This window comes from Pararobbsia silviterrae, from assembly GCF_003628125.1.
Lineage (GTDB): Bacteria > Pseudomonadota > Gammaproteobacteria > Burkholderiales > Burkholderiaceae > Pararobbsia > Pararobbsia silviterrae.
This window is the reverse complement of the sequence record NZ_RBZU01000001.1, coordinates 661178-685671: the sequence shown is the minus strand read 5'-3', so window position 1 is coordinate 685671 and position 24494 is coordinate 661178. Positions and strand designations below refer to the sequence as shown.

At 65.4% G+C, this 24494-nt stretch carries 22 protein-coding genes and 1 other RNA gene; 8 read left to right on the top strand and 15 right to left on the bottom strand.

The window, feature by feature from the left end; all coding sequences use genetic code 11:
• From ruvC to ruvB, 3 genes are all read left to right on the top strand, one after another.
• Window positions 1-543: a crossover junction endodeoxyribonuclease RuvC gene (gene ruvC, locus D7S86_RS03155; RefSeq protein WP_121083335.1), complete on the top strand. Its 543-nt coding sequence runs from the start codon at window positions 1-3 to the stop codon at window positions 541-543.
• 101 nt (window positions 544-644) lie between these two features.
• A complete protein-coding gene (ruvA, locus tag D7S86_RS03150) occupies window positions 645-1226 on the top strand; it encodes a Holliday junction branch migration protein RuvA (protein ID WP_121083333.1) in 582 nt (193 codons plus the stop codon).
• A gap of 208 nt (window positions 1227-1434) precedes the next feature.
• A complete protein-coding gene (gene ruvB / locus D7S86_RS03145; RefSeq protein WP_121083331.1) occupies window positions 1435-2499 on the top strand; it encodes a Holliday junction branch migration DNA helicase RuvB in 1065 nt (354 codons plus the stop codon).
• A 66-nt stretch (window positions 2500-2565) separates the two neighbouring features.
• Here ruvB and D7S86_RS03140 read toward each other — a convergent pair whose 3' ends face one another.
• The 3 genes from D7S86_RS03140 to tyrS are packed head-to-tail and all read right to left on the bottom strand — an operon-like array spanning window position 2566 to window position 5091.
• On the bottom strand, window positions 2566-3330 hold the full coding sequence (locus tag D7S86_RS03140; protein ID WP_121083329.1) for a histidine phosphatase family protein: 765 nt from the start codon (window positions 3328-3330) through the stop codon (window positions 2566-2568).
• Complete coding sequence (dtd, locus tag D7S86_RS03135) at window positions 3327-3812, bottom strand: D-aminoacyl-tRNA deacylase (protein ID WP_121083327.1); 486 nt, start codon at window positions 3810-3812, stop codon at window positions 3327-3329. The genes D7S86_RS03140 and dtd overlap by 4 nt, the downstream gene beginning before the upstream one ends.
• 34 nt (window positions 3813-3846) lie before the next feature.
• Window positions 3847-5091 (bottom strand): tyrosine--tRNA ligase, encoded by a 1245-nt coding sequence (tyrS, locus tag D7S86_RS03130; protein WP_121083325.1) that lies wholly within the window; start codon window positions 5089-5091, stop codon window positions 3847-3849.
• Window positions 5092-5433: 342 nt separating this feature from the next.
• Here tyrS and D7S86_RS03125 point away from each other — a divergent pair, with 342 nt between their 5' ends.
• Entirely contained in the window at window positions 5434-6552 is a 1119-nt protein-coding gene (locus tag D7S86_RS03125) for an anhydro-N-acetylmuramic acid kinase (RefSeq protein WP_121083323.1), read from the top strand.
• A 175-nt stretch (window positions 6553-6727) separates the two neighbouring features.
• On the opposite strand, the gene erpA is transcribed toward D7S86_RS03125, so the two are convergent.
• The 3 genes from erpA to rplM all read right to left on the bottom strand — a co-directional run bounded on the left by erpA (window position 6728) and on the right by rplM (window position 8139).
• Complete coding sequence (gene erpA, locus D7S86_RS03120; RefSeq protein WP_121083321.1) at window positions 6728-7093, bottom strand: iron-sulfur cluster insertion protein ErpA; 366 nt, start codon at window positions 7091-7093, stop codon at window positions 6728-6730.
• Between the two features lie 212 nt (window positions 7094-7305).
• Window positions 7306-7698, bottom strand: coding sequence for a 30S ribosomal protein S9 (rpsI, locus tag D7S86_RS03115; protein WP_121083319.1), 393 nt, complete (start codon window positions 7696-7698; stop codon window positions 7306-7308).
• A 12-nt stretch (window positions 7699-7710) separates the two neighbouring features.
• A complete protein-coding gene (gene rplM, locus D7S86_RS03110; RefSeq protein ID WP_121083317.1) occupies window positions 7711-8139 on the bottom strand; it encodes a 50S ribosomal protein L13 in 429 nt (142 codons plus the stop codon).
• 883 nt (window positions 8140-9022) lie between these two features.
• Here rplM and D7S86_RS03105 point away from each other — a divergent pair.
• A complete protein-coding gene (locus D7S86_RS03105; protein ID WP_121083315.1) occupies window positions 9023-9445 on the top strand; it encodes an OsmC family protein in 423 nt (140 codons plus the stop codon).
• Between the two features lie 221 nt (window positions 9446-9666).
• Here D7S86_RS03105 and rnpB read toward each other — a convergent pair.
• Both rnpB and pyrC read right to left on the bottom strand, forming a co-directional pair.
• Window positions 9667-10064, bottom strand: an RNA gene (gene rnpB / locus D7S86_RS03100) — RNase P RNA component class A.
• Between the two features lie 205 nt (window positions 10065-10269).
• A complete protein-coding gene (pyrC, locus tag D7S86_RS03095; protein ID WP_205962731.1) occupies window positions 10270-11376 on the bottom strand; it encodes a dihydroorotase in 1107 nt (368 codons plus the stop codon).
• A gap of 86 nt (window positions 11377-11462) precedes the next feature.
• Between pyrC and D7S86_RS03090 the strand changes: the two genes are divergently transcribed.
• A complete protein-coding gene (locus tag D7S86_RS03090) occupies window positions 11463-12404 on the top strand; it encodes a class II glutamine amidotransferase (protein WP_121083313.1) in 942 nt (313 codons plus the stop codon).
• A gap of 248 nt (window positions 12405-12652) precedes the next feature.
• Here the strand turns inward: D7S86_RS03090 and D7S86_RS03085 are convergent, their stop codons facing one another.
• The 3 genes from D7S86_RS03085 to D7S86_RS03075 form a co-directional block, all read right to left on the bottom strand.
• On the bottom strand, window positions 12653-13945 hold the full coding sequence (locus D7S86_RS03085; protein WP_121083311.1) for a Glu/Leu/Phe/Val family dehydrogenase: 1293 nt from the start codon (window positions 13943-13945) through the stop codon (window positions 12653-12655).
• A gap of 194 nt (window positions 13946-14139) precedes the next feature.
• Window positions 14140-15087, bottom strand: coding sequence for a LysR substrate-binding domain-containing protein (locus D7S86_RS03080; RefSeq protein ID WP_121083309.1), 948 nt, complete (start codon window positions 15085-15087; stop codon window positions 14140-14142).
• Between the two features lie 7 nt (window positions 15088-15094).
• Window positions 15095-17056, bottom strand: coding sequence for an ABCB family ABC transporter ATP-binding protein/permease (locus D7S86_RS03075; protein WP_121083307.1), 1962 nt, complete (start codon window positions 17054-17056; stop codon window positions 15095-15097).
• 180 nt (window positions 17057-17236) lie between these two features.
• On the opposite strand from D7S86_RS03075, the gene D7S86_RS03070 reads away from it, so the two are divergent.
• Window positions 17237-17638, top strand: a complete 402-nt coding sequence (locus D7S86_RS03070) for an acyl-CoA thioesterase (RefSeq protein WP_121083305.1) — start codon at window positions 17237-17239, stop codon at window positions 17636-17638.
• A gap of 45 nt (window positions 17639-17683) precedes the next feature.
• On the opposite strand, the gene D7S86_RS03065 is transcribed toward D7S86_RS03070, so the two are convergent.
• Together D7S86_RS03065 and D7S86_RS03060 are read right to left on the bottom strand one after the other, a co-directional pair.
• Window positions 17684-20770 (bottom strand): sensor domain-containing protein, encoded by a 3087-nt coding sequence (locus tag D7S86_RS03065; RefSeq protein WP_121083303.1) that lies wholly within the window; start codon window positions 20768-20770, stop codon window positions 17684-17686.
• A gap of 247 nt (window positions 20771-21017) precedes the next feature.
• Window positions 21018-21494, bottom strand: coding sequence for a nitrate reductase associated protein (locus tag D7S86_RS03060; RefSeq protein WP_121083301.1), 477 nt, complete (start codon window positions 21492-21494; stop codon window positions 21018-21020).
• Window positions 21495-21570: 76 nt separating this feature from the next.
• Here D7S86_RS03060 and fdhD point away from each other — a divergent pair, with 76 nt between their 5' ends.
• Window positions 21571-22383, top strand: coding sequence for a formate dehydrogenase accessory sulfurtransferase FdhD (gene fdhD / locus D7S86_RS03055; protein WP_121083298.1), 813 nt, complete (start codon window positions 21571-21573; stop codon window positions 22381-22383).
• Window positions 22384-22423: 40 nt separating this feature from the next.
• Here the strand turns inward: fdhD and D7S86_RS03050 are convergent, their stop codons facing one another.
• Together D7S86_RS03050 and D7S86_RS03045 are read right to left on the bottom strand one after the other, a co-directional pair.
• On the bottom strand, window positions 22424-23212 hold the full coding sequence (locus tag D7S86_RS03050; protein WP_121083295.1) for an enoyl-CoA hydratase: 789 nt from the start codon (window positions 23210-23212) through the stop codon (window positions 22424-22426).
• Between the two features lie 77 nt (window positions 23213-23289).
• A complete protein-coding gene (locus D7S86_RS03045; protein ID WP_121083292.1) occupies window positions 23290-24489 on the bottom strand; it encodes an acetyl-CoA C-acyltransferase in 1200 nt (399 codons plus the stop codon).
• Window positions 24490-24494: the final 5 nt, after the last annotated feature.

Genomic DNA, 24494 nt, shown 5'->3' with positions numbered 1-24494 from the left:
TTGCGTATTCTCGGGATCGACCCCGGCCTTCGCGTGACCGGGTTCGGCGTCATCGACAAGAACGGGCACGCCCTGCGGTACGTCGCTTCGGGCGTGATCCGTACACCCGAAGGCGATCTCGCGAAGCGGCTCGGGACGATCTTCGCGGGCATCTCGACGCTGATCGCCGAGCATCGCCCCGATCAGGCGTCGATCGAAAAGGTCTTCGTCAACGTCAATCCCCAATCGACGCTCTTGCTCGGCCAGGCCCGGGGCGCGGCCATCGCGGGCCTCGTCGCGGGCGGCCTGCCGGTCTCGGAATACACGGCGCTCCAGCTCAAGCAGGCCGTCGTCGGCACGGGCCGCGCGACGAAGGCGCAGGTGCAGGACATGGTCGTGCGCCTGCTCTCGTTGTCGGGCACGCCGACGACCGATGCCGCCGATGCGCTCGGCGTCGCGATCTGTCATGCGCATGCGAGCAACACGGTCACGGCGATCGGCTCGCTGGCGCCGGGGCTCGCGAAAAAAGGGTATCGCGTGCGGCGCGGACGTCTGGTCGGATAGATGCGGCGGCAACACGCCGCGCGCGTTCGGCCGTCGCGTCGTTTGCGCTTGACGCGTCGACGCTTCGGATACACTCAGCCTTTCCCTTCTGCTGATTCGCCATGATCGGTCGCATTGCGGGCGTCTTGCTCGAAAAGAATCCGCCTCACCTGCTCGTCGACTGCAACGGTGTCGGTTACGAGATCGACGTGCCGATGAGCACGTTCTATAACCTGCCGTCGACCGGTGAACGCGTCGTGCTGCTCACACAGCAGATCGTGCGCGAGGATGCGCATCAGTTGTTCGGATTCGGCTCGCCCGACGAACGCGCGGCGTTTCGCGAACTGCTCAAGATTTCGGGCATCGGTGCGCGCATGGCGCTGTCCGTGTTGTCGGGCATGAGTGTCGCCGAGCTCGCGCAGACCGTGACGCTACAGGACGCCGCGCGCCTCACGCGGGTGCCCGGCATCGGCAAGAAAACCGCCGAACGCCTGTTGCTCGAACTCAAGGGCAAGCTCGGCGCCGACCTCGGCGCGGCGGCGGCGACCGTGTCGGCCTCGGATCACGCGTCCGACATCCTCAATGCGCTGCTGGCGCTCGGCTACTCGGAGAAAGAAGCGCTGGCCGCGGTCAAGACCGTGCCCGCCGGCACCGGCGTGTCCGACGGCATCAAGCTCGCGCTCAAGGCGTTGTCGAAGACCTAGCCCTCACGCCGTGCGGACGATCGATCGCGGGTTGCCCCTCGGTCGATCTGCAGTCCGTCCGCAGTCCGCCCACCGTGGCCCCACGGTGGGCGACACGCCGGCATGCTTCGGCGGCACGCGGACTGGCACGCGGACTGGCACGCGACCGACGGCGCGGCCGGTACCGTGATCGTCAATCCGCCGTGCCCCGCGCTGTACAATCGTCGCCATGATTGAATCCGACAAACTCTCCAGCGAACGCGTGATCGCCGCGACCCCGGCGTCGCCGAACGAAGAAGCGTTCGAGCGCGCGCTACGGCCGAAGGTGCTCGACGAGTACGTCGGCCAGCAAAAGGTCCGCGATCAGCTCGAGATCTTCATCCAGGCCGCGCGCAAACGCGCCGAAGCGCTCGATCACGTGCTGTTGTTCGGGCCGCCGGGTCTCGGCAAAACGACGCTCGCGCATATCATCGCGCGCGAAATGGGCGTCAATCTGCGGCAGACCTCGGGCCCCGTGCTCGAACGCGCGGGCGACCTCGCCGCGCTGCTCACGAACCTCGAAGCGAACGACGTCCTGTTCATCGACGAAATCCACCGGCTCTCGCCGGTCGTCGAGGAAATCCTGTACCCGGCGCTCGAGGACTATCAGATCGACATCATGATCGGCGAGGGTCCCGCGGCACGTAGCGTCAAACTCGATCTGCAGCCGTTCACGCTCGTCGGCGCGACCACGCGCGCCGGGATGCTGACCAATCCGTTGCGCGACCGCTTCGGCATCGTCGCGCGCCTCGAGTTCTACAACGCGACCGAACTCACGCGGATCGTGACGCGCTCGGCCGATCTGCTCGGCGCCTCGATCGCGGAAGACGGCGCGTTCGAAATCGCCAAGCGTTCGCGCGGCACGCCGCGGATCGCGAATCGGCTGCTGCGCCGCGTGCGCGACTATGCCGAAGTGCGCGCCGACGGCAAGATCAGCGCCGCCGTGGCCGACGCCGCGCTCCGCATGCTCGATGTCGACGGCGTCGGCTTCGATCTCATGGACCGCAAGCTGCTCGAAGCGATCCTGCACAAGTTCGACGGCGGCCCGGTCGGCGTCGACAACCTCGCGGCGGCGATCGGCGAGGAGCGCGACACGATCGAAGACGTGCTCGAGCCGTATCTGATCCAGCAGGGTTTTCTGCAACGCACGCCGCGCGGACGCGTCGCGACGCTGCTCGCCTACCGGCACTTCGGACTCGCGGCGCCCGACTCGGGCCCGATCAAGGATCTCTGGGACGCCGCGCGCGAAAGCTGAGCATCGGCTCGATGGCTGGCCCGCGGCCGACTTGGATCGGCTTGACTTGGGCCGGGCTGACCTGGCTCAGAGCACGCGCGTATCCGGCAGCGGGTGGGTCCGCGTATCGTCCTGCGCGGCGTCGTCGTCGTGCAGATGCGCGACGTCGCCCCAGCGGATCAGGCGTGCGCAGTCCGACTCGAACGCGAAGAGATTGATGCTCGCGTTGAGCAGCAGATAGTCGCGCTTTTGCCCAAGCGGCAGCGACTCCGCATAGCGTCGCGCATTGTCGAGCACGCCACCGTGCGCGACGACCACGACGCGCTGATCGCGATGATCGGCCGCGATCGCGTGCAACGCGGCGACGATCCGGTCGTAGAACATGCGCTGCGATTCGCCGGGACCCGGCCGATAGTCGGGGTCGCGCGTCTGCCATTGCGCATAGTCGTCGGGATAGCGCGCAGCGACTTCCTCGAGATTCATCCCTTCGAACAGACCGTAGTTCCGCTCGCGCACGCTCGCCGTGAGCACGGGCGTGAGGCCCAGCGCGGCGGCGAGCGGCGCGGCCGTTTGCCGGGCGCGCAGCAGATCGCTCGTGTAGACCGCCGCGATCGGCTTGGCAGCGAGCGTGAGGCCGGCGTCGGCCGCCGCGAGATCGCGCGCGACGGGATCGATCGTGTCGGCCGATTCCGCGTCGCTCACGTGCGCGACAAGTCCCGCGAAACGCTGACCGAGATCGTCGGCCTGGCGCAGTCCCACCTCGTTGAGCGGGATGTCCGTAAAGCCCTGGATGCGTTTGATCGCGTTCCAGGACGTTTCGCCGTGGCGAATCAGGATCAGCGTGGTCGTCATGCTTCGTTCCTTGCGGGTGCGCGCTCGGACCGCGCATGCAGCCAGAACGTGACGGGTCCGTCGTTGACGAGCGCGACCTGCATATAGGCGCCGAATTCGCCGGTTTCGACGATCGGATGCTGGCGGCGCGCGGTCGCGACGAAATGATTGAACAGCGCGCGGCCGCGTTCAGGCGGCGCGGCGGGCGTAAAGCTCGGGCGCGTGCCGCTCGACGTATCGGCCGCGAGCGTGAATTGCGGCACGAGCAGCACGCCGCCCGCGAGATCCTGACCATCGAGATTGCGCACGCTGCGGTTCATCTTCTGCGCGCCGTCCTCGAACACACGATAGTTGAGCATCTTCGCGACGAGCCGTTCGGCGGTCGCTTCGTCGTCGTCGCGTTCGGCGCAGACGAGCGCGAGCAGGCCCGCGTCGATCGCACCGATCACGCGGCCGTCGACCGTGACGTCCGCACGCTTGACGCGTTGGATCAGGGCGATCATCGGCGGCGCTCGATACGGACGTGTCTGCCCGGCATCAGGCGGTCAGCGTCACGCGCGCGAACTTGCGCTTGCCGACCTGGACGACGAACGTGCCCGGATCGACCTTGAGCGCCTTGTCGGCGATTTGCGTGCCGTCGATTCGCACGCCGCCCTGTTCGATGTTGCGCATCGCTTCGCTCGTCGACGGCACGAGACCGGCCTGCTTGAGCAGCGCGCCGATCGCGAGCGGCGCACCGCTGAGGCTGACTTCGGGAATGTCGTCGGGTATCCCGCCCTTCGCGCGCTTGTCGAACGCGTCGAGCGCGCGATCGGCATCGGCCGCCGAGTGGAAGCGCGTCACGATTTCCTTGCCGAGCAGGACCTTGAAATCGCGCGGATTGCGTCCGCCTTCGGCCTCGCGCTTGAAGCCCGCGATCTCGGCCATGTCGCGGAACGAGAGCAGCTCGAAGTAGCGCCACATGAGCGTGTCGGAAATGCTCATGAGCTTGCCGAACATGTCCTCGGGCTTGTCCTGGATCCCGACGTAATTGTTCTTTGACTTCGACATCTTCTCGACGCCGTCGAGCCCTTCGAGCAACGGCATCGTCAGGATGCACTGCGGCTCCTGGCCGTATTGCTTCTGGAGCTCGCGACCGACGAGCAGATTGAATTTCTGATCGGTGCCGCCGAGTTCGAGATCGGATTCGAGCGCGACCGAGTCGTAGCCCTGCATGAGCGGGTAGAGGAACTCGTGGATCGAGATCGGCACGCCGCCTTGATAACGCTTCGTGAAGTCGTCGCGTTCGAGCATGCGGGCCACGGTGTAGCGCGACGCGAGCTTGATCATGCCGTCGGCGCCGAGCGGCAGCGACCATTCGCTGTTGTAGCGGATTTCGGTCTTCTCGGCGTCGAGCACCATGCTGGCCTGCTCGAAGTACGTCTTCGCGTTCTCTTCGATCTGCTCGCGCGTGAGCGGCGGACGCGTGACGTTGCGGCCCGACGGATCGCCGATCAGCGACGTGAAATCGCCGATCAGGAAAATGACCTGGTGGCCGAGATCCTGAAGCTGGCGCATCTTGTTGAGCACGACCGTGTGGCCGATGTGAATGTCGGGCGACGTCGGGTCGAGTCCGAGCTTGATGCGCAGCGGCTTGCGCGTCGCGGCGCTGCGCGCGAGCTTCTGCGCGAATTCGTCCTCGATCAGCAACTCGTCGACGCCGCGTTTCGCGACGCCGAGCGCGTGTTGGACTTCATCGGTCAAGGGGTACACAACGGGGTTCGGAGATTGCGGACTCGACATGCTGGATCGACTGAATGGATTGGGAAACGTCCGAGGCTTCGCACAGAGGCCCGTCGACAAGCAGAGGCGCGTGGGCGGACGGCGATCGGGGACGGCCGTCGAGATCGACGACGGTCTGGCGCCGGCGCGACGGGGTGTCGCTCGACGCGTGGTTCAGCGCTGGATTTTACGTGATGTCGCTGATTGACCGGGATTTTTTTGGCGCGGCGGCGCGGGTTCTCGGATCGTCCGCTTGGGTGGTGTTTCAGGGTGGGCCGACGTGCCCGCTCTATGCAAGGCTTGCGCGGCGGCATGCGCGGGCGATAATCGCCGTCACGCTAGACACGGATTCAGGGAACGCCGATGACCCCGCATATTTATCTTGGCCTGATGTCGGGCACCAGCATGGACGGCGTCGACGGCCTCGCCGTCGACTTCTCGGACGCGGCTCGACCGCATGTGCTCGGCGAAACGTTCGTCGAATTTCCGCCCGAACTCAAAACCGTGCTGCATCGGCTCCAGTCCTCCGGACCTGATGAAATCCATCACGAGGCGCTTGCGGCCAATGCGCTCGCGCAACGTTATGCGGCGGTCTGCGAGCGGCTGCTCACGGACAACGGGATCGCGCGGGACCGGGTCAGGGCCGTCGGCGTGCATGGGCAGACGATCCGGCATCGCCCCGAACTCGGCTTCACTCGCCAGACAAACAATCCGGCCCTCGTGGCCGAATTGACCGGCATCGACGTGGTGGCCGACTTCCGCAGCCGCGATGTCGCGGCGGGCGGGCATGGCGCGCCGCTCGCGCCGGCGTTCCACGCGACGATGTTCGGCGCGCCGGGCAAAACGCGCGTGGTCTGCAATATCGGCGGCATCTCGAACATCACGGTCCTCGCGGCCGACGGCGCCGTGACGGGTTTCGATTGCGGGCCCGGCAACGCGCTGATGGACTACTGGGTCAACCAGCATCGCGCGATGCCTTACGACGAGGGCGGCGCGTTCGCCGCGAGCGGTGCGGTCGACGATACATTGCTCGACGCGCTGCTCGAGGATCCGTATTTCGTGACCGCGCCGCCGAAGAGCACGGGACGCGATCTCTTCAATCCGGACTGGCTGTCGCAACGCCTCGGCGAGGTGGCGGTGCTGCCGGACCCCGCCGACGTGCAGGCTACGCTGGCGGCCTTGACCGCCGAGACGATCGCGCACGACGTCGCGCGCCATGCGCCGTCGTGCGAGGCGGTCTATGTCTGCGGGGGCGGCGCCTACAACCTCACGTTGATGTCGATGCTCGACGCGTCGCTGAACCGGCGCGGATTGCGCGCCGAAGTCCATTCGACGGCCGCGCTCGGCGTGCCGCCGCATCATGTCGAAGCGTTCGCGTTCGCGTGGCTTGCGTATCGCTTCATCCACCGCGAGCCGGGCAATCTCGTCGCCGTGACGGGCGCGCGCGGCCCGCGTGTGCTCGGCGCGCTGTATCCGCGCTGATCACGCGGGCAGGCCGTTTCCCTTGGCTTGGGCCGGACCCGGCCGGATGCGCCGCACGCAAAAAAGCGCCTCACCGATTGAATCGAAATCCAATCGGTGAAGCGCCTGTCGGCCCGAACGGGCCAGCGCGATACGACGCCGCGCCCGAAGTCACACAGGCGGGCGGTATTGAAACTTAGACCGAGAAGGACGAACCGCAGCCGCAGGTCGTCGTCGCGTTCGGGTTCTTGATGACGAATTGCGCGCCGTTGATATCGTCCTTGTAGTCGATCTCGGCGCCGACGAGGTACTGGTAGCTCATCGAGTCGATCAAGAGCTGGACGCCGGCCTTCGTCATGATCGTGTCGTCGTCGTTGACTTCCTCGTCAAACGTGAAGCCGTACTGGAAGCCCGAGCAGCCGCCGCCTTGGACGAACACGCGGAGCTTGAGCGCCGGATTGCCTTCCTCGTCGATCAGTTGCTTGACCTTGTCCGCTGCGCTGTCGGTAAACACGAGCGGCGCCGGCATTTCCGCCACGGCGCTATCGGTAACTGCATTCATAAACTTCTCCCAAGGGGTTTGGGGTCGATTGTAGTCCTTATCGCAACGTCGTGTCGGCAAAGGGGTTTTTCAAGTGTCCGACGTTTCCCGGCGCGTACTTGATCAACCACATGGCGGCGACATAAACAAAAAGCCGCAAGCGCGAGGCCTGCGGCTTTCGGATTCGTTGCGACGGCTTGCCCGACGGGCAAGCCTTGCACGATCGAAGCGAATTAACGCTTCGAGAATTGCTTCCGGCGGCGTGCCTTGTGGAAGCCGACCTTCTTACGTTCGACTTCACGCGCGTCACGCGTCACGAAGCCGGCGTTCGACAGTTGCGACTTCAGCGTGGCGTCGTAGTCCATCAGCGCGCGTGTGATGCCGTGGCGAACCGCGCCTGCCTGACCCGTTTCACCGCCGCCCGAGACGTTGACCTTGATGTCGAACGTCGTCGCGTGCTGCGTGAGTTCGAGCGGTTGACGCACGATCATCAGCGACGTTTCACGCGAGAAGTAGTCAGCGATGGGCTTGCCGTTGACGACGATCTCGCCCTTGCCAGCCTTGATGAACACACGCGCGACCGCGCTCTTGCGGCGGCCCGTGCCATAGTTCCAGTTACCGATCACAGTAGGGCTCCCTTAGATCTCGAGCGCCTTCGGCTGTTGAGCCGAGTGCGGGTGGGTTGCGTCAGCGTAGACCTTGAGCTTCTTGATCATCGCGTAGCCGAGCGGGCCCTTCGGCAGCATGCCCTTCACTGCCTTCTCGAGCGCGCGGCCCGGGAAGCGTTCTTGCATCTTGCCAAACGTCGTTTCGTAGATACCGCCCGGGTAGCCCGAGTGACGGTAGTACTTCTTGTCCGTCGTCTTGTTGCCGGTCACCTTCAGCTTTCCAGCATTGATGACGACGATGAAATCGCCCGTATCGACGTGCGGGGTAAATTCAGGCTTGTGCTTGCCGCGAAGACGGCGTGCCACTTCGCTGGCGACACGGCCGAGAACCTTATCCGTCGCGTCAATCACGTACCATTCGCGCTGCACTTCATGTGCCTTGGCGGAAAAAGTCTTCATGATCGATCCAAATTAAGTCTGTGCCCTGCTTGCTTCCTGCTTGTTGGTGGCCGTCGGCTCGACGTCTGTCCGGCACGCGTCGCGAGCGTTCGATTCGTTCCATCCGGCATGGCCGAAGGGGCTTGGAACCGTCCGTTCACGGGCGCCGGCCGCGTCGCGCTCGCGATCCGCGCAGGCTCTCCCTGAATCTTTTTCCGCGGGCATTTGCGGAAAACCCTGGATTCTAAAGGAATTTTGGCTCGCTCGGCAAGATGAAACTGCGAGCGCCCACGGATTTCGAGCCCGATCGCCGGCCAAAGGCGGCGTGCCGACCGCATCGACGCGCCTCGACCGCCGATGAGGCTCGGTTCGCGCGAGGCTCGTTTCGGGGCGCGTCGAGCCATTGCAGGACCGAAGTCACTAGCCGGAGCGCTGGCCCTGGCCCTCGCCCTCGCCCTCGCCCTCGCCCTCGCCCTCGCCCTCGCCGTGGCCGTGGCGTGCGCTTGACGTGCGACCGACAAAAAAAAAGCCCGAACTCGAGGTTCGGGCTTAATCCACCTTTGGAGGAGGGTGGAGGAGACAAGCGGAGGTGACGATCTCTCGCCAACCAATGAGACGCAGTATAGAGAGATTTCTTGTGCGACGCAAGAGAAACTACATTACGAAATCTAATTTCATATCAAGAAATATAAATCGAAATCACACGGATTCTGCGTTGCTTATATAAATCAATGGTTTGTTTAAAATTCAATGCGCTAGCTTGCGTTGCGATCCCTGAAAACACACAAAAATCCAAGGGAAATCCCGCAGCGCAACGAATTGCTGCAAAGCAACATTTCCCAGTTTGCGCTGAATCTACGCGACCCCGCTACAATGCGACGCTGGACCAACGTGGGATACAAGCATGGAATGCAAGATCAGCTGGATGGGCAAGGACGGGATGGCGTTCGCGGCCGAGACCGGTAGCGGACACATCGTCAATATGGACGGCGCCCCCGAAGGCGGCGGACGCAACCTTGCGCCGCGTCCGATGGAAATGGTGCTGCTCGGCACGGGCGGCTGCACGGCCTATGACGTCGTGATGATCGCGAAGAAGAGCCGACAGGACATCCGCGGCTGCACGGTCCAGCTCAAGGCCGAGCGCGCCCCCGAAGACCCGAAGGTCTTCACGAAGATTCACTTCCACTTCACGGTGACGGGCCATGACCTGAACCCGGCGACGATCGAGCGCGCGATCAACCTGTCGCACGACAAGTACTGCTCGGCGTCGATCATGCTCGCGAAAACGGCGGAACTCACGCACTCGTTCGAGATCGTCGAAGGCTGAAGGCTGAAGGCTGAAGGCTGAAGGCTGAAGGCTGAAGGCTGAAGGCTGAAGGCACAGCGAATCGAATCTCCTGCCGAGCGAGCGGGATCGCCATCCCGTCTCGCCGATTTCGTGGGACCGGTCCTCGGCAATCGGCCACGCACGGGCCTCGGCGACGACCGTCACGCCGCGCGGTCGCGCTGATGACGCGCGCCGCACCGAATCGGGATTCGGAAGAAAGAAGGCAAAGTGGGCCGATAAGCCGGATTCTGTGCACGCGCCGTTGCCGGCGCGCGTGACAGTCATTCCTCTAGACGCGCCATTGCTGACGCGCTCAAGCTTCCTACCCGCAGACGAACGGGGGCCCCGTCCTGCGCCGCGAAGGCGCTTGCCTGCCTATTTGGAATTGCTCCGGGTGGAGGTTACCGTGCCGTCTACGTCACCGTAGACGCGGTGCGCTCTTACCGCACCGTTTCACCCTTACCTGATCCGCGCGCTTGCGCGCGCGGCCATCGGCGGTCTGTTCTCTGTTGCCCTGTTCCGCGTGTTGCCACGGATGGCCGTTAGCCATCACCCCGCCCTATGGAGTCCGGACTTTCCTCCCCCTCCTTGCGGAGGCGGCGACTGCCTGTCCCACTTTGCGGACGCGAGTTTATCACGCGCCCGTCCGTGCCCTCGCCCGCATCGACACGCCCGGACGCTGTCCGACACCCGCGCGCCTTGCGCGCGACGCGTTGGCCCCCAAAACACTCAGACGCCCCAGCATTCGGGCCGGCTTGGGCTTGGGCTTGGGCTTGGGCTTGGGCTTGGGCTTGGGCTTGGCCAACGCCTCGCCAATCAAACGCTCAAACGAGCTTCCATCCGAGCGATTCGCCCGCGCGCAGCGGCACGACCACGCCGTCGCCCATCGGCAACTCGCCGGGCAATACCCACGATTCGCGCCGCAGCGTCACCGGCTCCGTGCTGCGCGGCAGACGATAGAAATCGGGACCGAAGAAGCTCGCGAAACCTTCGAGCTTGTCGAGCGCGCCGGCCTTGTCGAAGGCCTCGGTATAGAGTTCGAGCGCATGCAGCGCCGTATAGCACCCCGCACAACCGCATGCATGCTCCTTCGTCCCCTTCTCATGCGGCGCACTGTCGGTGCCGAGGAAGAAGCGCGGATTGCCCGACGTCGCGGCCTCGACAAGCGCGATCCGGTGCGTCTCGCGCTTGAGCACGGGCAGGCAGTAGTAATGCGGCCGGATGCCGCCCTGGAAAATCGCATTGCGATTGAACAACAGATGATGCGCCGTGATCGTCGCACCGATCTGACCCGGCGCCGCCTCGGTCTCGCGCACATACGCCGCCGCATCGGCCGTCGTAATGTGCTCGAACACGACGCGCAGCGCGGGATAGTCGCGACGCAGCGGAATCATGACCGTATCGATGAACACCTTCTCGCGGTCGAACAAGTCGATCGACGCATCCGTGACCTCGCCATGGACCAGCAACGGCAAACCGAGCGCCTGCATCGCCTCGAGCGCACCCTTGCATTTCGCGAGGCTCGTCACACCGGCGTCCGAATTCGTCGTGGCGCCGGCCGGATACAGCTTGACCCCGTGGATAAAACCCGACTCGACCGCGCGACGGATCTCGTCGGCCGGCGTGTTGTCGGTCAGATACAGCGTCATCAGCGGCTCGAACGACATGCCCGCCGGCAACGCGGCGAGAATGCGCTCGCGATAGGCGGCCGCGGCGGCCACCGTCGTCACCGGCGGCTTGAGGTTCGGCATCACGATCGCGCGGCCGAACTGGCGCGCCGTATGCGGCAGCACCGCAGCGAGCGTCGCGCCGTCGCGCAAGTGGAGGTGCCAGTCGTCGGGACGCGCGATCGTCAACGTATCGGGCGCGGCGGAATCGGTCGCGGACACCGGCTGGCCGGCGGCGGCGGAGGGCTTCAAGAAGGTGCTCATCGAATTCGGACGGGTGCTATGCTCGGACAAACCCGTATTCTACCGACCCGCTCCAGACTTACCGCGCGACGCGCGACGACTGACCCATGTGCCAACTGCTAGGAATGAACTGCGCAACCCCGACCGATGTGACGTTTTCGTTCACGGGGTTCGCCAAACGCGGTGGCGTCACGGACCATCATGCGGACGGCTGGGGCATCGCGTTCTTCGAAGACAAGGCGTGCCGCCTTTTCATCGATCACGAATCATCGGCGACGTCGCCGATCGCCGAACTCGTCAAGCGCTATCCGATCAAGTCGAAGAACACGATCGCGCATATTCGCAAGGCGACGCAAGGACGCATCCTGCTCGAAAACTGCCACCCGTTCCAACGCGAACTCTGGGGGCGGCACTGGATCTTCGCGCACAACGGCGACCTCCAGAAAGATCCGCTCGGCGCGGCCTTGCCCGAGGGCACGACCGTCGGCGACACGACCACGGTCGTCGTCCAGCCCACGCAATTCCAACCCGCGCTGACGGGCGTCTTCCAGCCCGTGGGTACGACCGACAGCGAATATGCGTTCTGCGCGATCCTCGAAGGCCTGCGCGAGCGGTTTCCGACCGCGCAGCCGCCGCTGCCCGAGCTGTTCGCCGCGATCCAGGACCTCACGCAAGCGATCTCGCGACACGGCGTATTCAACTTCCTGATGTCGAACGGCCAGGCGCTCTTCGCGCATTGCTCGACGCATCTCCACTATCTCGTGCGCAAATGGCCGTTCTCGACCGCGCACCTGATCGACGAAGACATGACGGTCGACTTCGCGAACTACACGACGCCCGACGACTGCGTCTCGGTCATCGCGACGCAACCGTTGACCGACAACGAAGTCTGGACGCGTCTGCAGCCCGGCGAATGCGTCATGTTCCAGAACGGCGAGCCCGCGATGCGCGCGACGCTGCCGGTTCCCGACGCCGTGCGGATCAAGGCGTCGCAATCGCCGTGCGCCGCCGGTACGATCGATCTTCAGAGCGTGCCGCAGACTCCATAACTGAAACATCGGCACGTACACATAGCCGACCGCGCTTAGTCGCTTAGTCGCTTAGTCGCTTAGTCGCTTAGTCGCTTAGTCGCTTCGCCGCTTCGCCGCTTCGCCGTGACATCACGGTACCGCATCGCCGCGCACATCGAGGCTTCGTACCGGCCACGTCATTCACGCACGTGACCGGGATCGGCGATGCGATCCCGAACGACATCGAACGACGCATCTCGCACAATGCGTGATGCGCCCCCCTCGCATCACGGATACAAGCCACGTACGTCGCGCGCCGTGAGAATCCGCGTGCAGGCCACGATAAACGCCGCGGTCCGCACCGACACCTTCTTCTCCTGCGACACATGCCAGACCGCGGCGAACGCCTCGCGCATCACGCGTTCGAGCCGCTCGTTGATCTCGGTCTCGGTCCAGAAAAAGCTCGAAAAATCCTGCACCCATTCGAAATACGACACCGTGACGCCGCCCGCATTCGCGACGACGTCGGGAATCACGAGTACGCCGTTCGCGCGCAGGATGTCGTCGGCCTCGGGCGTCGTCGGACCGTTCGCGCCTTCGACGACGATCTTTGTCCGGATCTTCGTCGCATTCGCCGCGGTGATCTGCCCTTCGAGCGCGGCCGGAATCAGGAACTCGGTCTCGATCGCCCAGAAATCCTCGTCGGCAATCTTCTCCGCGCCGTGAAAGCCCGCGACTCCGCCGAATTCGGCGACATGCTTCGCGAGCCCCGCCGCATCGATACCGGCGAGATTCATGATCGAACCCGTATGGTCCTGCACGGTCACGACCTTCGCGCCGCCGTCGACGAACAAACGCGCCGCCGTGCCGCCGACATTGCCGAAACCCTGGACCGCGACGCGCGCGCCCTCGACCTCGAGCCCCGACTGACGCGCCGCCTCGCATGCGACGACATAGACGCCGCGCCCCGTCGCCTCGCGACGCCCGAGGCTGCCGCCGAGCGAGATCGGCTTGCCCGTCACGACGCCCGTCGACGAGTGGCCGAGATTCATCGAATACGTGTCCATCATCCACGCCATGACCTGATCGTTCGTGTTGACGTCCGGCGCGGGGATATCGCTATTGGGCCCGATGATGATGTTGATCTCGCTCGTGTAGCGGCGCGTCATGCGCTCGAGCTCGCTGCGCGACAGCGTGCGCGGATCGACGCGCACACCGCCTTTCGCGCCGCCGTACGGCACATTGACCGCGGCGTTCTTGATCGACATCCAGCCCGCGAGCGCCATCACCTCCGACAATGTCACGTCCTGGTGATACCGCAGACCGCCCTTGCCGGGGCCGCGCGACGTGTTGTGCTGGACGCGATAGCCCTCGAAGTGCCGGACCGTGCCGTCGTCGAGCTGAATCGGCACGTCGACGATGAGGATCCGCTTGGGCCGCTTGAGCGTTTCGACCCAGCGCTGAAGATGGCTGTCGAGATAGGGCGTGACGCGGTCGACTTGCTGGAGGTAGATCCCCCACGGGCCCAGATCGTCGGCGCGCAGATAGGACGGCAGAACGTGTTGTTGTTCGATGGACATACGGTTCTCCGGTCGGTCGGAGCGGACCGTGCGCCGATCGGGCGTCGCTTGTCCGCTGCGGATTCAAGCCGCCGGCGGCCGGACCGCCCACGCGACGGCGTCGCCGCGCGGCACGGTCGCCGAGGCCGGATACGGCGACTGATCGCATTGTGCGAACCCCGGTCGAACAAGGCCAATGCCGTTTCTACATCACGCTATGTCGGTTCGGCATGGGGCGTGTCGAGCGATGTTGCCACGTGCCGCCAGAGCCTGCCGACCAGCGCGGCGCGGCGCTCGTCCGTGGGGACCGCGAGCGTGTCGCGATAGAGACGAATCTCCATCGTCAACGAGAGGTCGCCGCGCGTATCGAGCGAGACGAGCCGGCCCTGCTCGATCGCGTCCGCGGCGGCGCTGCGCGGCAAGAACGCGACGCCGTGCCCCGCGAGCGCCATGGCCTTGAGACCCTCGGCCATATCGGTCTCGTAGACCTTGTCGAGATGGACGGGCGTGGCCGCCTTGCTGAGCAATATCTGCGTCATGCGGCCGAGATACGCGTTCGGCGTGTACGACAGATAGGGCGCCGGTGCGCGCGCGCTGCCCGGCAGCGCGAACAGGGGCGTACCGTCCGCGTGCGTCGCCGAATACGGCGCGACGCTTTCGCTGCCGATCACGACGGATTCATACCGCGCGGGATCGAGCGGCCGCGGCTGTCCCGGATGGTGATACCCCATGACGAGATCGACGCCGCCCTCGACGAGCATCAGCACCGCGTCGTGGACATTGAGCGCGCGCAGGCGGGTCCGCAGGCATCCGAGGTCACGTTCGAGACCGGACAGCCAGTGCGGAAAAAACGTCAGCGCCAGCGTATGCGGCACGGCGAATTCGATCGTGGTCGACGCCGTGCCTTCGTGACTGCGCAACAAGGCGCGCGCCTCGTGCGCCTGCGTGAGGATCACGAGCGCCTGCGCATGAAACACCTCGCCGCTCTGCGTGAGGCGCGTCGGAAACGTCGAGCGATCGATGAGCTCGGTCCCCACCCACGCTTCGAGCGCCTGAATGCGCCGCGAAAACGCGGGCTGCGTCACATGCCGCAGCGCGGCCGACCGGCTGAAACTCCGCGTCTCGGCGAGCGAGACGAAGTCTTCGAGCCATTTGAGCTCCATCGCGCGCTCACCGCGCCGCGTGGGTCGCGAGCGCGGCCGGATCGGCGTGCGCGGTGGCGCCGCTCGACGCGTCGTCGGTCTCGCCCGCGGCTTCGCGCGCGGTCGCGGCCTGCTCGGTCGCGGCCGCCGCGCGCTGCTGCAGCGCCCACATCTGCGCATAGAGACCGCCCGCGTTCAGCAACGACGCGTGCGTGCCGCGCTCGACGATACGTCCATGGTCCATGACGAGAATCTGCTCGGCATGCACGATCGTCGACAGACGGTGCGCGATCATCAACGTCGTGCGGTCCTGCGCGATCAGACCGAGTTCGTGCTGGATCGCGCGCTCGGACTTCGAGTCGAGCGCCGACGTCGCCTCGTCGAAGATCAGGATCGACGGGTTCTTGAGGATCGTGCGCGCGATCGCGACGCGCTGCTTCTCGCCGCCCGACAGCTTGAGCCCGCGCTCGCCGACGGTCGTCTCGTACTGCGCGGGCAGGCTCTCGATAAACGCGTGGATATGCGCGGCGCGCGCGGCGGCGATGACCTCGTCGCGCGTCGCCGACGGGCGGCCGTATGCGATGTTGTAGTAGATCGTGTCGTTGAACAGCACCGTGTCCTGCGGCACGATGCCGATCGCCGCGCGCAGCGAATCCTGCGTGACGTCGCGGATATCCTGCCCGTCGATCGTGATGCGGCCGCCCGTGGCGCGATCGAGATCGTAAAAGCGGAACAGCAGCCGCGACAGCGTCGATTTGCCCGAACCGCTGTGTCCGACGACGGCCGTCGTCGTCCCGGCTTCGATCGTGAAGCTCAGATCCTCGAGGATGCGGCGCGTCGGCTCATAGGCGAAGTCCACGTGCTCGAACCGGACCGTCCCGCCCGCCACCGCGAGCCGCGGCGCATCGGGCCGATCCGCGACCTCCTGCACGACGTGGATGAGCCCGAACATCCGGTCCATGTCGGTCAGGCTTTGCTTGAGATCCCGATAGACCGCGCCGAGGAAATTCAGCGGGATATAGAGCTGCAGCATGAACGTGTTGATCAGCACGAGGTCGCCGAGCGTGAGCTTGCCGGCCATCACGCCCGAGACCGCGTGCCAGAGGATGAACACCATGCAGACGGCGATGATCGACTGTTGCCCGAAATTGAGCATCGACAGCGACTGCTGCGATTGGATCGCGGCGCTGCGGTATTTCTGCAGATTGACGTCGTAGCGTTCGGCCTCATAGCGCTCGTTGCCGAAGTACTTGACCGTCTCGTAGTTGATCAGCGAATCGATCGCGCGCGCGTTCGCCTTCGAGTCGAGCTCGTTCATCGTACGCCGGAAATGCGTGCGCCACTCGGTGACCTGGATCGTGAAGATCACATACGACGCGAGCGCGATCAGCGTGACGATCGCGTAGTAAGGCTCATAGCGGAACACGAAAAAGCACAGCACGAGCGTGACTTCGACGATCGTCGGCAGGATGTTGTAGAGCGAGTACGAGATCAGCGACTGGATGCCGCGCGTGCCGCGCTCGATATCGCGCGACATGCCGCCGGTCTGGCGTTCGAGATGGAACCGCAACGACAGCGCGTGCAAGTGCTCGAACACGCGCAATGCGATCTTGCGCGCCGCGCTCTGCGTGACCTTCGCGAACAGCAGCTCGCGCAACTCGGTCAGCGCCGACGTCGACAGCCGCACGAGCGCATAGGCGACGACGAGCGCGCCAAGGCCGCCGAGCAGCACGATCGCGGGCTCCTGCTGCGCGCGCGCGAGCGCCGTCAGATGCCGCGAGGCCGACAGATGATCGATGATCGACTTCATGACGACCGGCACGCCGAGATTCGCGAGCTTGGCGCCGATCAGGCACGTCAGCGCGAGCGCGACGCGCAGGCGATAGTCGGCAAGATAGGGCAGCAGCGAACGGATCGTCTGCCAGTCGTTGCGCGGAGCGCCGGGGATAGCGGGCGGCCCCGGCTCGGAAGGTGCGGAAACACGACGCATGGAGAACGTGAGCGAAGAGGGCGTGAGCGAAGAGGGAAATCCGGCGGTGTGCAGTGCAGCACGCCACGGCGTCCCGTACAATTGCGGGTGCCGTCATTGTCGCAGAACCCGCCGCCGAGCGTGCTCGGGCTCCGCGCCGCGGCCCGCTCCCGTACCCCGCATCCGACTCAGGCCCTATCGATGGACGCCCTTCCGAACCAGCTCCCCAACAATCAGGAACCCGCCTTGCGCGTGATGCCGCAGCCGCACGACGCGAACGTCCATGGCGACGTGTTCGGCGGCTGGATCATGTCGCAGGTCGACATCGCCGGCTCGATTCCCGCGGGCCGCCGCGCGAACGGCCGCGTCGCGACCGTCGCCGTGAATTCGTTCGTGTTCCGCGAGCCGGTCTTCGTCGGCGATCTGCTGAGCTTCTACACGAAGATCGTCAAGACGGGACGCACCTCGATCACGGTCGAGGTCGTCGTGTTCGCGCAGCGCATGCGCCTGGCCGATGAAGTCGTCAAGGTGACCGAAGCGACGTTGACGTATGTCGCGACGGGTCCCGATCGCCGGCCGCGCGAATTGCCGCCGCTCGCCTGATCGATCCGGACGGCAGGCCGCGTGCCGCGCGGTCTGCGCTTCGCGTCAAACCGTCGCGGCTTCGAAGATGCCGTCCGACGAGAGCAGCTCCGGAATCAAGCCGTGGTCGACGGGCTGGCTGTACAGATAGCCCTGGATCTCATTGCAGCCGTGCGCGACCAGGAAGTCGAGTTGCGACGTCGTTTCGACGCCCTCCGCGATGACCTGCAGATTCAACGCATGCGCAAGCGTGATGATCGCGGTGATGATCGTCTCGTCGTCGTGCGACACGCCGATATCGCTGACGAACGAGCGATCGATCTTGAGCCGGTCGACCGGAAAGCGCTTGAGATACGAAAGGCTCGAATACCCGGTGCCGAAATCGTCGATCGTCAGATGGATGCCGATGTCGTGAAGCTGGTTGAGCATCTCGGCCGCCTCTTCGGCGTTCGTCATGATGACGCTCTCGGTCAGTTCGATTTCGAGGTACTCGGGCGCGAGCCGCGTCTGTTCGAGCACGGACAGCACGATCTGCCGGATATCGGCGCGATGAAACTGGCGCGCCGACAGATTGACCGACACGCGCGCGGGCGGTAGGCCCGCATCCTGCCACGCCTGGTTCTGGCGGCACGCCTCGCGCAGCACCCATTCGCCGATCGCCTCGATGAGGCCGCTTTCTTCGGCGATCGGAATGAATTCCGACGGCATGACCAGACCCGCCTCGGGGTCCTGCCAGCGAACAAGCGCTTCGAGGCCGACGATGCGTCCGGTCGCGATATCGATCTGCGGCTGATACTGGAGCACGAATTCGTTGTCGCGCAGCGCGCGGCGCAAACGCCGCTCGAGATTCAGACGCGTGCCGACGCTTTCGTTCATCTCGGGCTGATAGAACTGGAACCGGTTGCGCCCGAGATCCTTCGCGCGATACATCGCGAGATCGGCCTTCTTGAGCAGCGTTTCCGCATCCTCGCCGTCCTGCGGGAACAGGCTCGCGCCGAGACTGCAGCCGACGTAGAACTCGTGCTCGTCGATCCAGACCGGCTCGCCGATCGCATGACGCACGCGCTCGGCCCAGTTGTTGAGCGCGCGCTCGTCCTCGGGGTCCGTCAGCACGACGACGAACTCGTCGCCGCCATGACGCGCGACGGTGTCGCTCGCGCGCACGCATGCGCCAAGCCGGCCCGCGACGACGGTCAGCAGCTTGTCGCCGAAGCTGTGGCCCAGGCTGTCGTTGACGTTCTTGAATCCGTCGAGATCGAGGAACACGACGGCGACGCGCCCCGACCCGCGCTGCGCGCGGCTGAGCGCCTGACTGAGCCGGTCGCGCAGCAGATTCCGGTTCGGCAGATGCGTGAGCGCGTCGTAATTCGCCTGATATTCGAGCTGTTCCTGGTACCGGATGAGCTCGGTCACGTCGTTGATGACGCCGACGTGATGCGTGATCGTGCCGTCGGCATCGGGCACGGGCGCGATATACAGCTGGTTCCAGAACAGCGCGCCGTCCTTGCGATAGTTGCGCAGCACCGCGCTGACCTCGCGATTCGCGCGCATCGCCGAACGCAGGGCGACGAGACCTTCCTGTTGATTGTCGTCACGCTGAAGGAAGCGGCAGTCCTTGCCGATGACCTCATGCGTCTCGTAACCCGTGATGCGCCGGAACGCGGGATTCACGTACTCGATGACGTTCTGGCCGTCGACATGCATCGTGATCAGGATCGCGTTGACGCTCGCATCGACCGCGCGGCTCTGAATCCGCAGCGCCTGGTCGGTTCGCTTGCGATCCGTGACGTCCGTGTACGAGCCGAGCACGCCGACCGTCTGACCGTTCGCATCCTTGAGCGGCAGCACGTTCGCGACGATCGCGTGGCGTTGACCGTCGACGACGATCTCGTCTTCGTAATTCAGTTGCGGCACGCCCGTCGTCAGGACGTCGAGATCGCGCTTGCGCTGCCGATCGATGTCGTGCGCCCATGGCAGCTCGGCATCGGCGCGTCCGACGACCTGCTCGGGATAGGCGAAGCCCGCATCGCGCGCGAACGCGGAGTTGCTGCCGAGAAAGCGCGAATCGAGATCCTTCCAGTAGATCCGCTGCGGAATGTTGTCGATGATGCTTTCGAGCATCTGATTCGACTGCGTGAGCGCGGCCTCGGCGCTGAGCTGCGACGTCAGATCCTCGGCGAGCACGGCGGTCGAGAAACGCCCGTCGAACGTCAGCGGATAGAAGGTGATGTCGGCGCTGAAGATCGAACCGTCGCGCCGCAGGTAATGCCAGATGCCCGCGCGCGTGCGGCCGTCGTCGAGCTGGTTCGGCGCATGACGCGAGAGGAACCGCGCCAGGCGCTGCTTCTCGCTGTCGGGCCGGAAATCGAGCAAGGTCATGGCGCGGAACTCGGACTCCGAGTAGCCGAGCTGCTTCACGGCCATCGAGTTGACGGCGAGGATCTCGAGTGTCGACGCGTCGTAGATCCACATCGTGACGGGGTGCGCGTCGAACAACTGGCGAAACCGCGCGTCGCTCTGGCGCGCGACCTGTGCGGCGCGCATGCGCTCGCGCGCCGCACGGTCGCGGATCGCAAACGCATACACGAGCAGGCCGATGCCCGAGAGCGTCGCGAACAACAGCGTGATCGTCGCCGCGCGCGTGCGATGCGCCGACTGCGCGAGCCGATCGGCCAGCGCATGGTCCTCGTGAACGCGCAGCGCGGCGAGCGCATCGCTGACGTCGCGCCGATCGTCGGCGAGTTCGGGATCGTCGGGCACGGTGCCGTGCCCGGGCGTCGCGAGTTCGAGATCGGCGCGCCAGCGCGTGACTTTGTCGTCGAGATTGTCGAGCGCCGCGAGCTGCGCACGGTCGCCGGCGACCGTGCGGCGCATCCGCTCGGCGATTCGACGCAGGTCGGTCGCGCTACGCTCGACCTGGGCCTGCGGCACGTCCTTGTGATGCTTCGCGGCGGCCTCGTAAAGCGCGCGCTCGTCATAGAGCCCGTGCAGATACGCTTCGAGATCCTCTTTCATCTGAAGCGACCGCGCCATCCACGTATCCGCCTCGGATTGTCCGAGTATCTGCGTGTAGGCGATGAACCCGTTCGCGCCGACGGCCGCGCAGACGACGGCCAGCGTGATCAGGAGTCGTTTGGAAAAAAAGGAGCTCATATCCCCGTTTTCGCCGCGGGGTCTCGCCGGCGTCCGTGTATGGATTGCGTAAAAATCGGTCTATCCAACGGGTAACGGCACCATTCCAAAAATCATGAGCGCGAAAACAATAAATGTGGGCGCATTCGTCGGTTAAATCGCCCAACACACCGCCAACTCGCTAAACATATTCAATTCGGATCGTCCGAACGCCGCCGGCGATCAACGCAGGCACCGCCCTGCCGAAACGCACCGATCCGAGCGACGATCAGTGCGCGCGCAGACCGAATTCGGTCATGGCCGCCCCGAAGTCTTCACTACGCCGGGCTTTGCGCGCGAGCTTCGCGAGCGCGTATCGCTGCCCGATCGTCAACGCCGACCACGCTTGCTGCGCGATATCGTCGACGCCATGCTGCGCGGCTTGCGCGATGACGGTATCGGGCACCGCCGCCGGCGCGAGCGTCTCGACGTCCTCGCACGCCTGCGTCTCGACCGGGCCGATCGACGCGTGGCTCACGCAAGGTTCGAGCACGCGCGCAAACGCCGTCGCGCTCGCCTCGTCGAATGCCGGTTCGATGCGCGCGAGTGTCGCGCGATCGCCCTCGGGCAGCGCCTGCCACTGCGCGAGCGACAGCCGGTATCCGCACCGGTCGAGGTAGAACCGCACGCCGAGCGGCATGAACGCAAGCGGTTCCGGTTGCGCGCGCTCGAACGCGAACAGATAGAGGCTCGAAGCGTAAGTCATGATCAGCGCCTAAAATCGAGGTCATGCGAACGCCCGCATTGTGGCACGCGAGTCCCCCCATTCCCACGCGCAGCGCATGATCGAATCTACCGATAGCGATATCCACACGACGATGAGCGTGCCGGTCGTGCGTCATCGCGGCGAGCAGGCGAGCCGTACGACAGACCGCATCGCGCAGGAATGGCCGGTCGCGATCGTCTGCAACGGCATTTCGCATGCGGTCATGATGTGCACGCCGGCGGACCTCGACGCGTTCGCGCTCGGCTTCGTGCTGACCGAGGGCATCGCCGCGCGACGCAGCGACGTCGTCGACATCGAAGTCGTCTGGCACGCCGCGAGCGCCGAGGTCGAGGTCACGCTCGTCCAGCATGCGTTCAGCGAACTCAAGGTCAGGCGGCGCAGTCTCGCGGGCCGCTCGGGCTGCGGCGTCTGCGGAATCGAGAGCATCGAGCTGCTCGACCTCGCGGCCGAGCCCGTCGCACCAGGCCCTTTTCTGTCGACGCTCGATCCGCAGGCCGTCGCGCGCGCCGCGGCCAGCCTGCCCGATCGGCAGACCCTGCAAAAGCAAACGGGCGGCGTCCACGCGGCCGCGTGGTGCAACGCGGCCGGCGAGATCGTCCACGTCTGCGAGGACGTCGGCCGGCACAACGCGCTCGACAAGCTGATCGGCGCCGTCACGTTCGCGCGCGCTTCGACGCAGGACGGCTTCGTGTTCCTGTCGAGCCGCGCGAGCTACGAACTCATACGCAAGGCCGCGCGCGTGAACGTGCCGATGATCGCGACGATTTCCGCGCCGACCTCGCTCGCGATCGACATCGCGAAGCAGGCCGGCATCCGGCTCGTCGCATTCGCGCGCGGCGACGGTTTCGTCGAATACGCGCCGGCCTGATCGCTCGATCCGCTCGATCCGCTCGGCCCGCCCGATCCGCTCAGTCGAACTGCGCGAAGTTCGGCGTGCGCTTTTCCATGAACGCCGCAAACGCCTCGCGCGCCTCGGGCGCGACGAGCATCTTCGCGAACTGGGCGCCTTCCTCGGTCATGCGTGCGAGCACGGCCGGACGATTCGCGTCCTTCATGAGCGACTTCGTCGCGCGCAGCGAGGCGGACGGCAGCGCGGCGAGCTTCTTGGCTTGCGCGAGCGCGAACGCATTGACCTCGCCGGCCGGCAACACGCGGCTCACGAGCCCCATCGCGAGCGCCTCGGCGGCATCGAAGGCCTCGCCGAGCAGCAGCTTCTCGGCCGCGCGCTGATAGCCCGTCAATTGCGGCAGCAGCAAGCTCGATGCGGCCTCGGGACATAGGCCGAGCTGCGTGAACGGCAGCGAGAAACGTGCGTTGTCGCCTGCGTAGACGAGATCGCAATGGAGCAGCAGCGTCGTGCCGATCCCGACCGCGACGCCCGCGACCGCGGCCACGATCGGCTTGCGCGCGTTCGCGATGCCGCGCAGAAACTGGAACACGGGCGCGTTCTCGCCGCTCGCCGGGTTTTTCATGAAGTCGGCGAGATCGTTGCCCGCGCTGAACACCTGCGCATCGCCATGAATCAGCACCGCGCGCACCGATGCGTCGGCGGCCGCTTCGGCGAGACCGTCCGACATCGCCTGATACATCGCGACCGTGATCGCATTCTTCTTCTGGACGCGATTGAACGCGATCACCAGCACGGCGCCGTCGCGGCGGACCACGACGTCCGTGTTGCTCTCGACTCCTGTCTCCATCTCTGTCTCCTCTGTCGAAACACAAACGGCCTGCACAAGGCAGGCCGTCGTTCAGGTGAACATCGCCGGCGCGATCCTCAGACGCGCTCGATGATGCCCGCGGCGCCCATGCCGGTGCCCACGCACATCGTCACCATCCCGTACTTGAGATTGTGACGGTGCAGCGCATGCACGGCCGTCGCCGCGCGAATCGCACCGGTCGCGCCGAGCGGGTGACCGAGCGCGATCGCGCCGCCCATCCGATTGACCTTCGAACGGTCGAGGCCGAGGTCCTGGATCACCGCGAGCGCCTGGGCTGCGAACGCCTCGTTGAGTTCGATCCAGTCGAGATCGTCCTGCTTGAGACCGGCTGCCTTGAGCGCCGCCGGAATCGCGACCTTCGGGCCGATCCCCATGATCTCGGGCGGCACGCCGCGCACGGCGAAGCTCACGAAGCGCGCGAGCGGCGTCAGATTGAACTGCTTGAGGATCTTCTCGGACACGACGATCAGCGCGCCCGCGCCATCGGACGTCTGCGAACTGTTGCCGGCCGTGACCGATCCCTTGTTCGCGAACACCGTCTTGAGCTTGCCGAGGCCTTCGATCGACGTATCGGCGCGCGGACCTTCGTCGAGACGAATCACGCGCTCGCGGATCTTGACCTCGCCCGTCGACAGATCCGGCGTGTGCTCGCGCACGGTGAACGGCGCGATCTCGGCATCGAACTCACCCGCGGCTTGCGCGGCGAGCGCCTTCTGATGCGATTCGAGCGAGAACTGATCCTGCGCGTCGCGGCTGATCTTCCATTGCTCGGCGACCTTCTCGGCCGTCATGCCCATGCCGTATGCGATGCCGACATTCTCGTCGCGTTCGAAGATCGTCGGCGACATCGACGGCTTGTTGCCCATCATCGGCACCATGCTCATCGACTCGACGCCGCCCGCGATCATGACGTCCGACTCGCCGACCCGGATGCGGTCCGCCGCCATCGCGAGCGCGGTCACGCCCGATGCGCAGAAGCGATTGACGGTCACGCCGCCGATCGTGTTCGGCAGGCCCGCGAGCAGCACGCCGAGACGCGCGATGTTCAGGCCTTGCTCACCTTCGGGAATCGCGCAGCCGATGATCGCGTCTTCGACGAGACTCGTATCGAGGCCCGGCACTTGGGCGAAGGCCGACTGGATCGCGTGAACCAGCAATTCGTCGGGGCGCGTGTTGCGGAACACACCGCGCGGGGCCTTGCCGATCGGCGTACGGCTCGCGGCGACGATATAAGCGTCTTGCAGTTGTTTGCTCATTTGAT

Coding starts and splice junctions, on each gene's coding strand:
- ruvA (WP_121083333.1), top strand. CDS start 645: ATGATCGGTCGCATTGCGGGCGTCTTGCTCGAAAAGAATCCGCCTCAC.
- ruvB (WP_121083331.1), top strand. CDS start 1,435: ATGATTGAATCCGACAAACTCTCCAGCGAACGCGTGATCGCCGCGACC.
- D7S86_RS03140 (WP_121083329.1), bottom strand. CDS start 3,330: ATGACGACCACGCTGATCCTGATTCGCCACGGCGAAACGTCCTGGAAC.
- dtd (WP_121083327.1), bottom strand. CDS start 3,812: ATGATCGCCCTGATCCAACGCGTCAAGCGTGCGGACGTCACGGTCGAC.
- tyrS (WP_121083325.1), bottom strand. CDS start 5,091: ATGTCGAGTCCGCAATCTCCGAACCCCGTTGTGTACCCCTTGACCGAT.
- D7S86_RS03125 (WP_121083323.1), top strand. CDS start 5,434: ATGACCCCGCATATTTATCTTGGCCTGATGTCGGGCACCAGCATGGAC.
- erpA (WP_121083321.1), bottom strand. CDS start 7,093: ATGAATGCAGTTACCGATAGCGCCGTGGCGGAAATGCCGGCGCCGCTC.
- rplM (WP_121083317.1), bottom strand. CDS start 8,139: ATGAAGACTTTTTCCGCCAAGGCACATGAAGTGCAGCGCGAATGGTAC.
- D7S86_RS03105 (WP_121083315.1), top strand. CDS start 9,023: ATGGAATGCAAGATCAGCTGGATGGGCAAGGACGGGATGGCGTTCGCG.
- pyrC (WP_205962731.1), bottom strand. CDS start 11,376: ATGAGCACCTTCTTGAAGCCCTCCGCCGCCGCCGGCCAGCCGGTGTCC.
- D7S86_RS03090 (WP_121083313.1), top strand. CDS start 11,463: ATGTGCCAACTGCTAGGAATGAACTGCGCAACCCCGACCGATGTGACG.
- D7S86_RS03085 (WP_121083311.1), bottom strand. CDS start 13,945: ATGTCCATCGAACAACAACACGTTCTGCCGTCCTATCTGCGCGCCGAC.
- D7S86_RS03080 (WP_121083309.1), bottom strand. CDS start 15,087: ATGGAGCTCAAATGGCTCGAAGACTTCGTCTCGCTCGCCGAGACGCGG.
- D7S86_RS03075 (WP_121083307.1), bottom strand. CDS start 17,056: ATGCGTCGTGTTTCCGCACCTTCCGAGCCGGGGCCGCCCGCTATCCCC.
- D7S86_RS03070 (WP_121083305.1), top strand. CDS start 17,237: ATGGACGCCCTTCCGAACCAGCTCCCCAACAATCAGGAACCCGCCTTG.
- D7S86_RS03065 (WP_121083303.1), bottom strand. CDS start 20,770: ATGAGCTCCTTTTTTTCCAAACGACTCCTGATCACGCTGGCCGTCGTC.
- D7S86_RS03060 (WP_121083301.1), bottom strand. CDS start 21,494: ATGACTTACGCTTCGAGCCTCTATCTGTTCGCGTTCGAGCGCGCGCAA.
- fdhD (WP_121083298.1), top strand. CDS start 21,571: ATGATCGAATCTACCGATAGCGATATCCACACGACGATGAGCGTGCCG.
- D7S86_RS03050 (WP_121083295.1), bottom strand. CDS start 23,212: ATGGAGACAGGAGTCGAGAGCAACACGGACGTCGTGGTCCGCCGCGAC.
- D7S86_RS03045 (WP_121083292.1), bottom strand. CDS start 24,489: ATGAGCAAACAACTGCAAGACGCTTATATCGTCGCCGCGAGCCGTACG.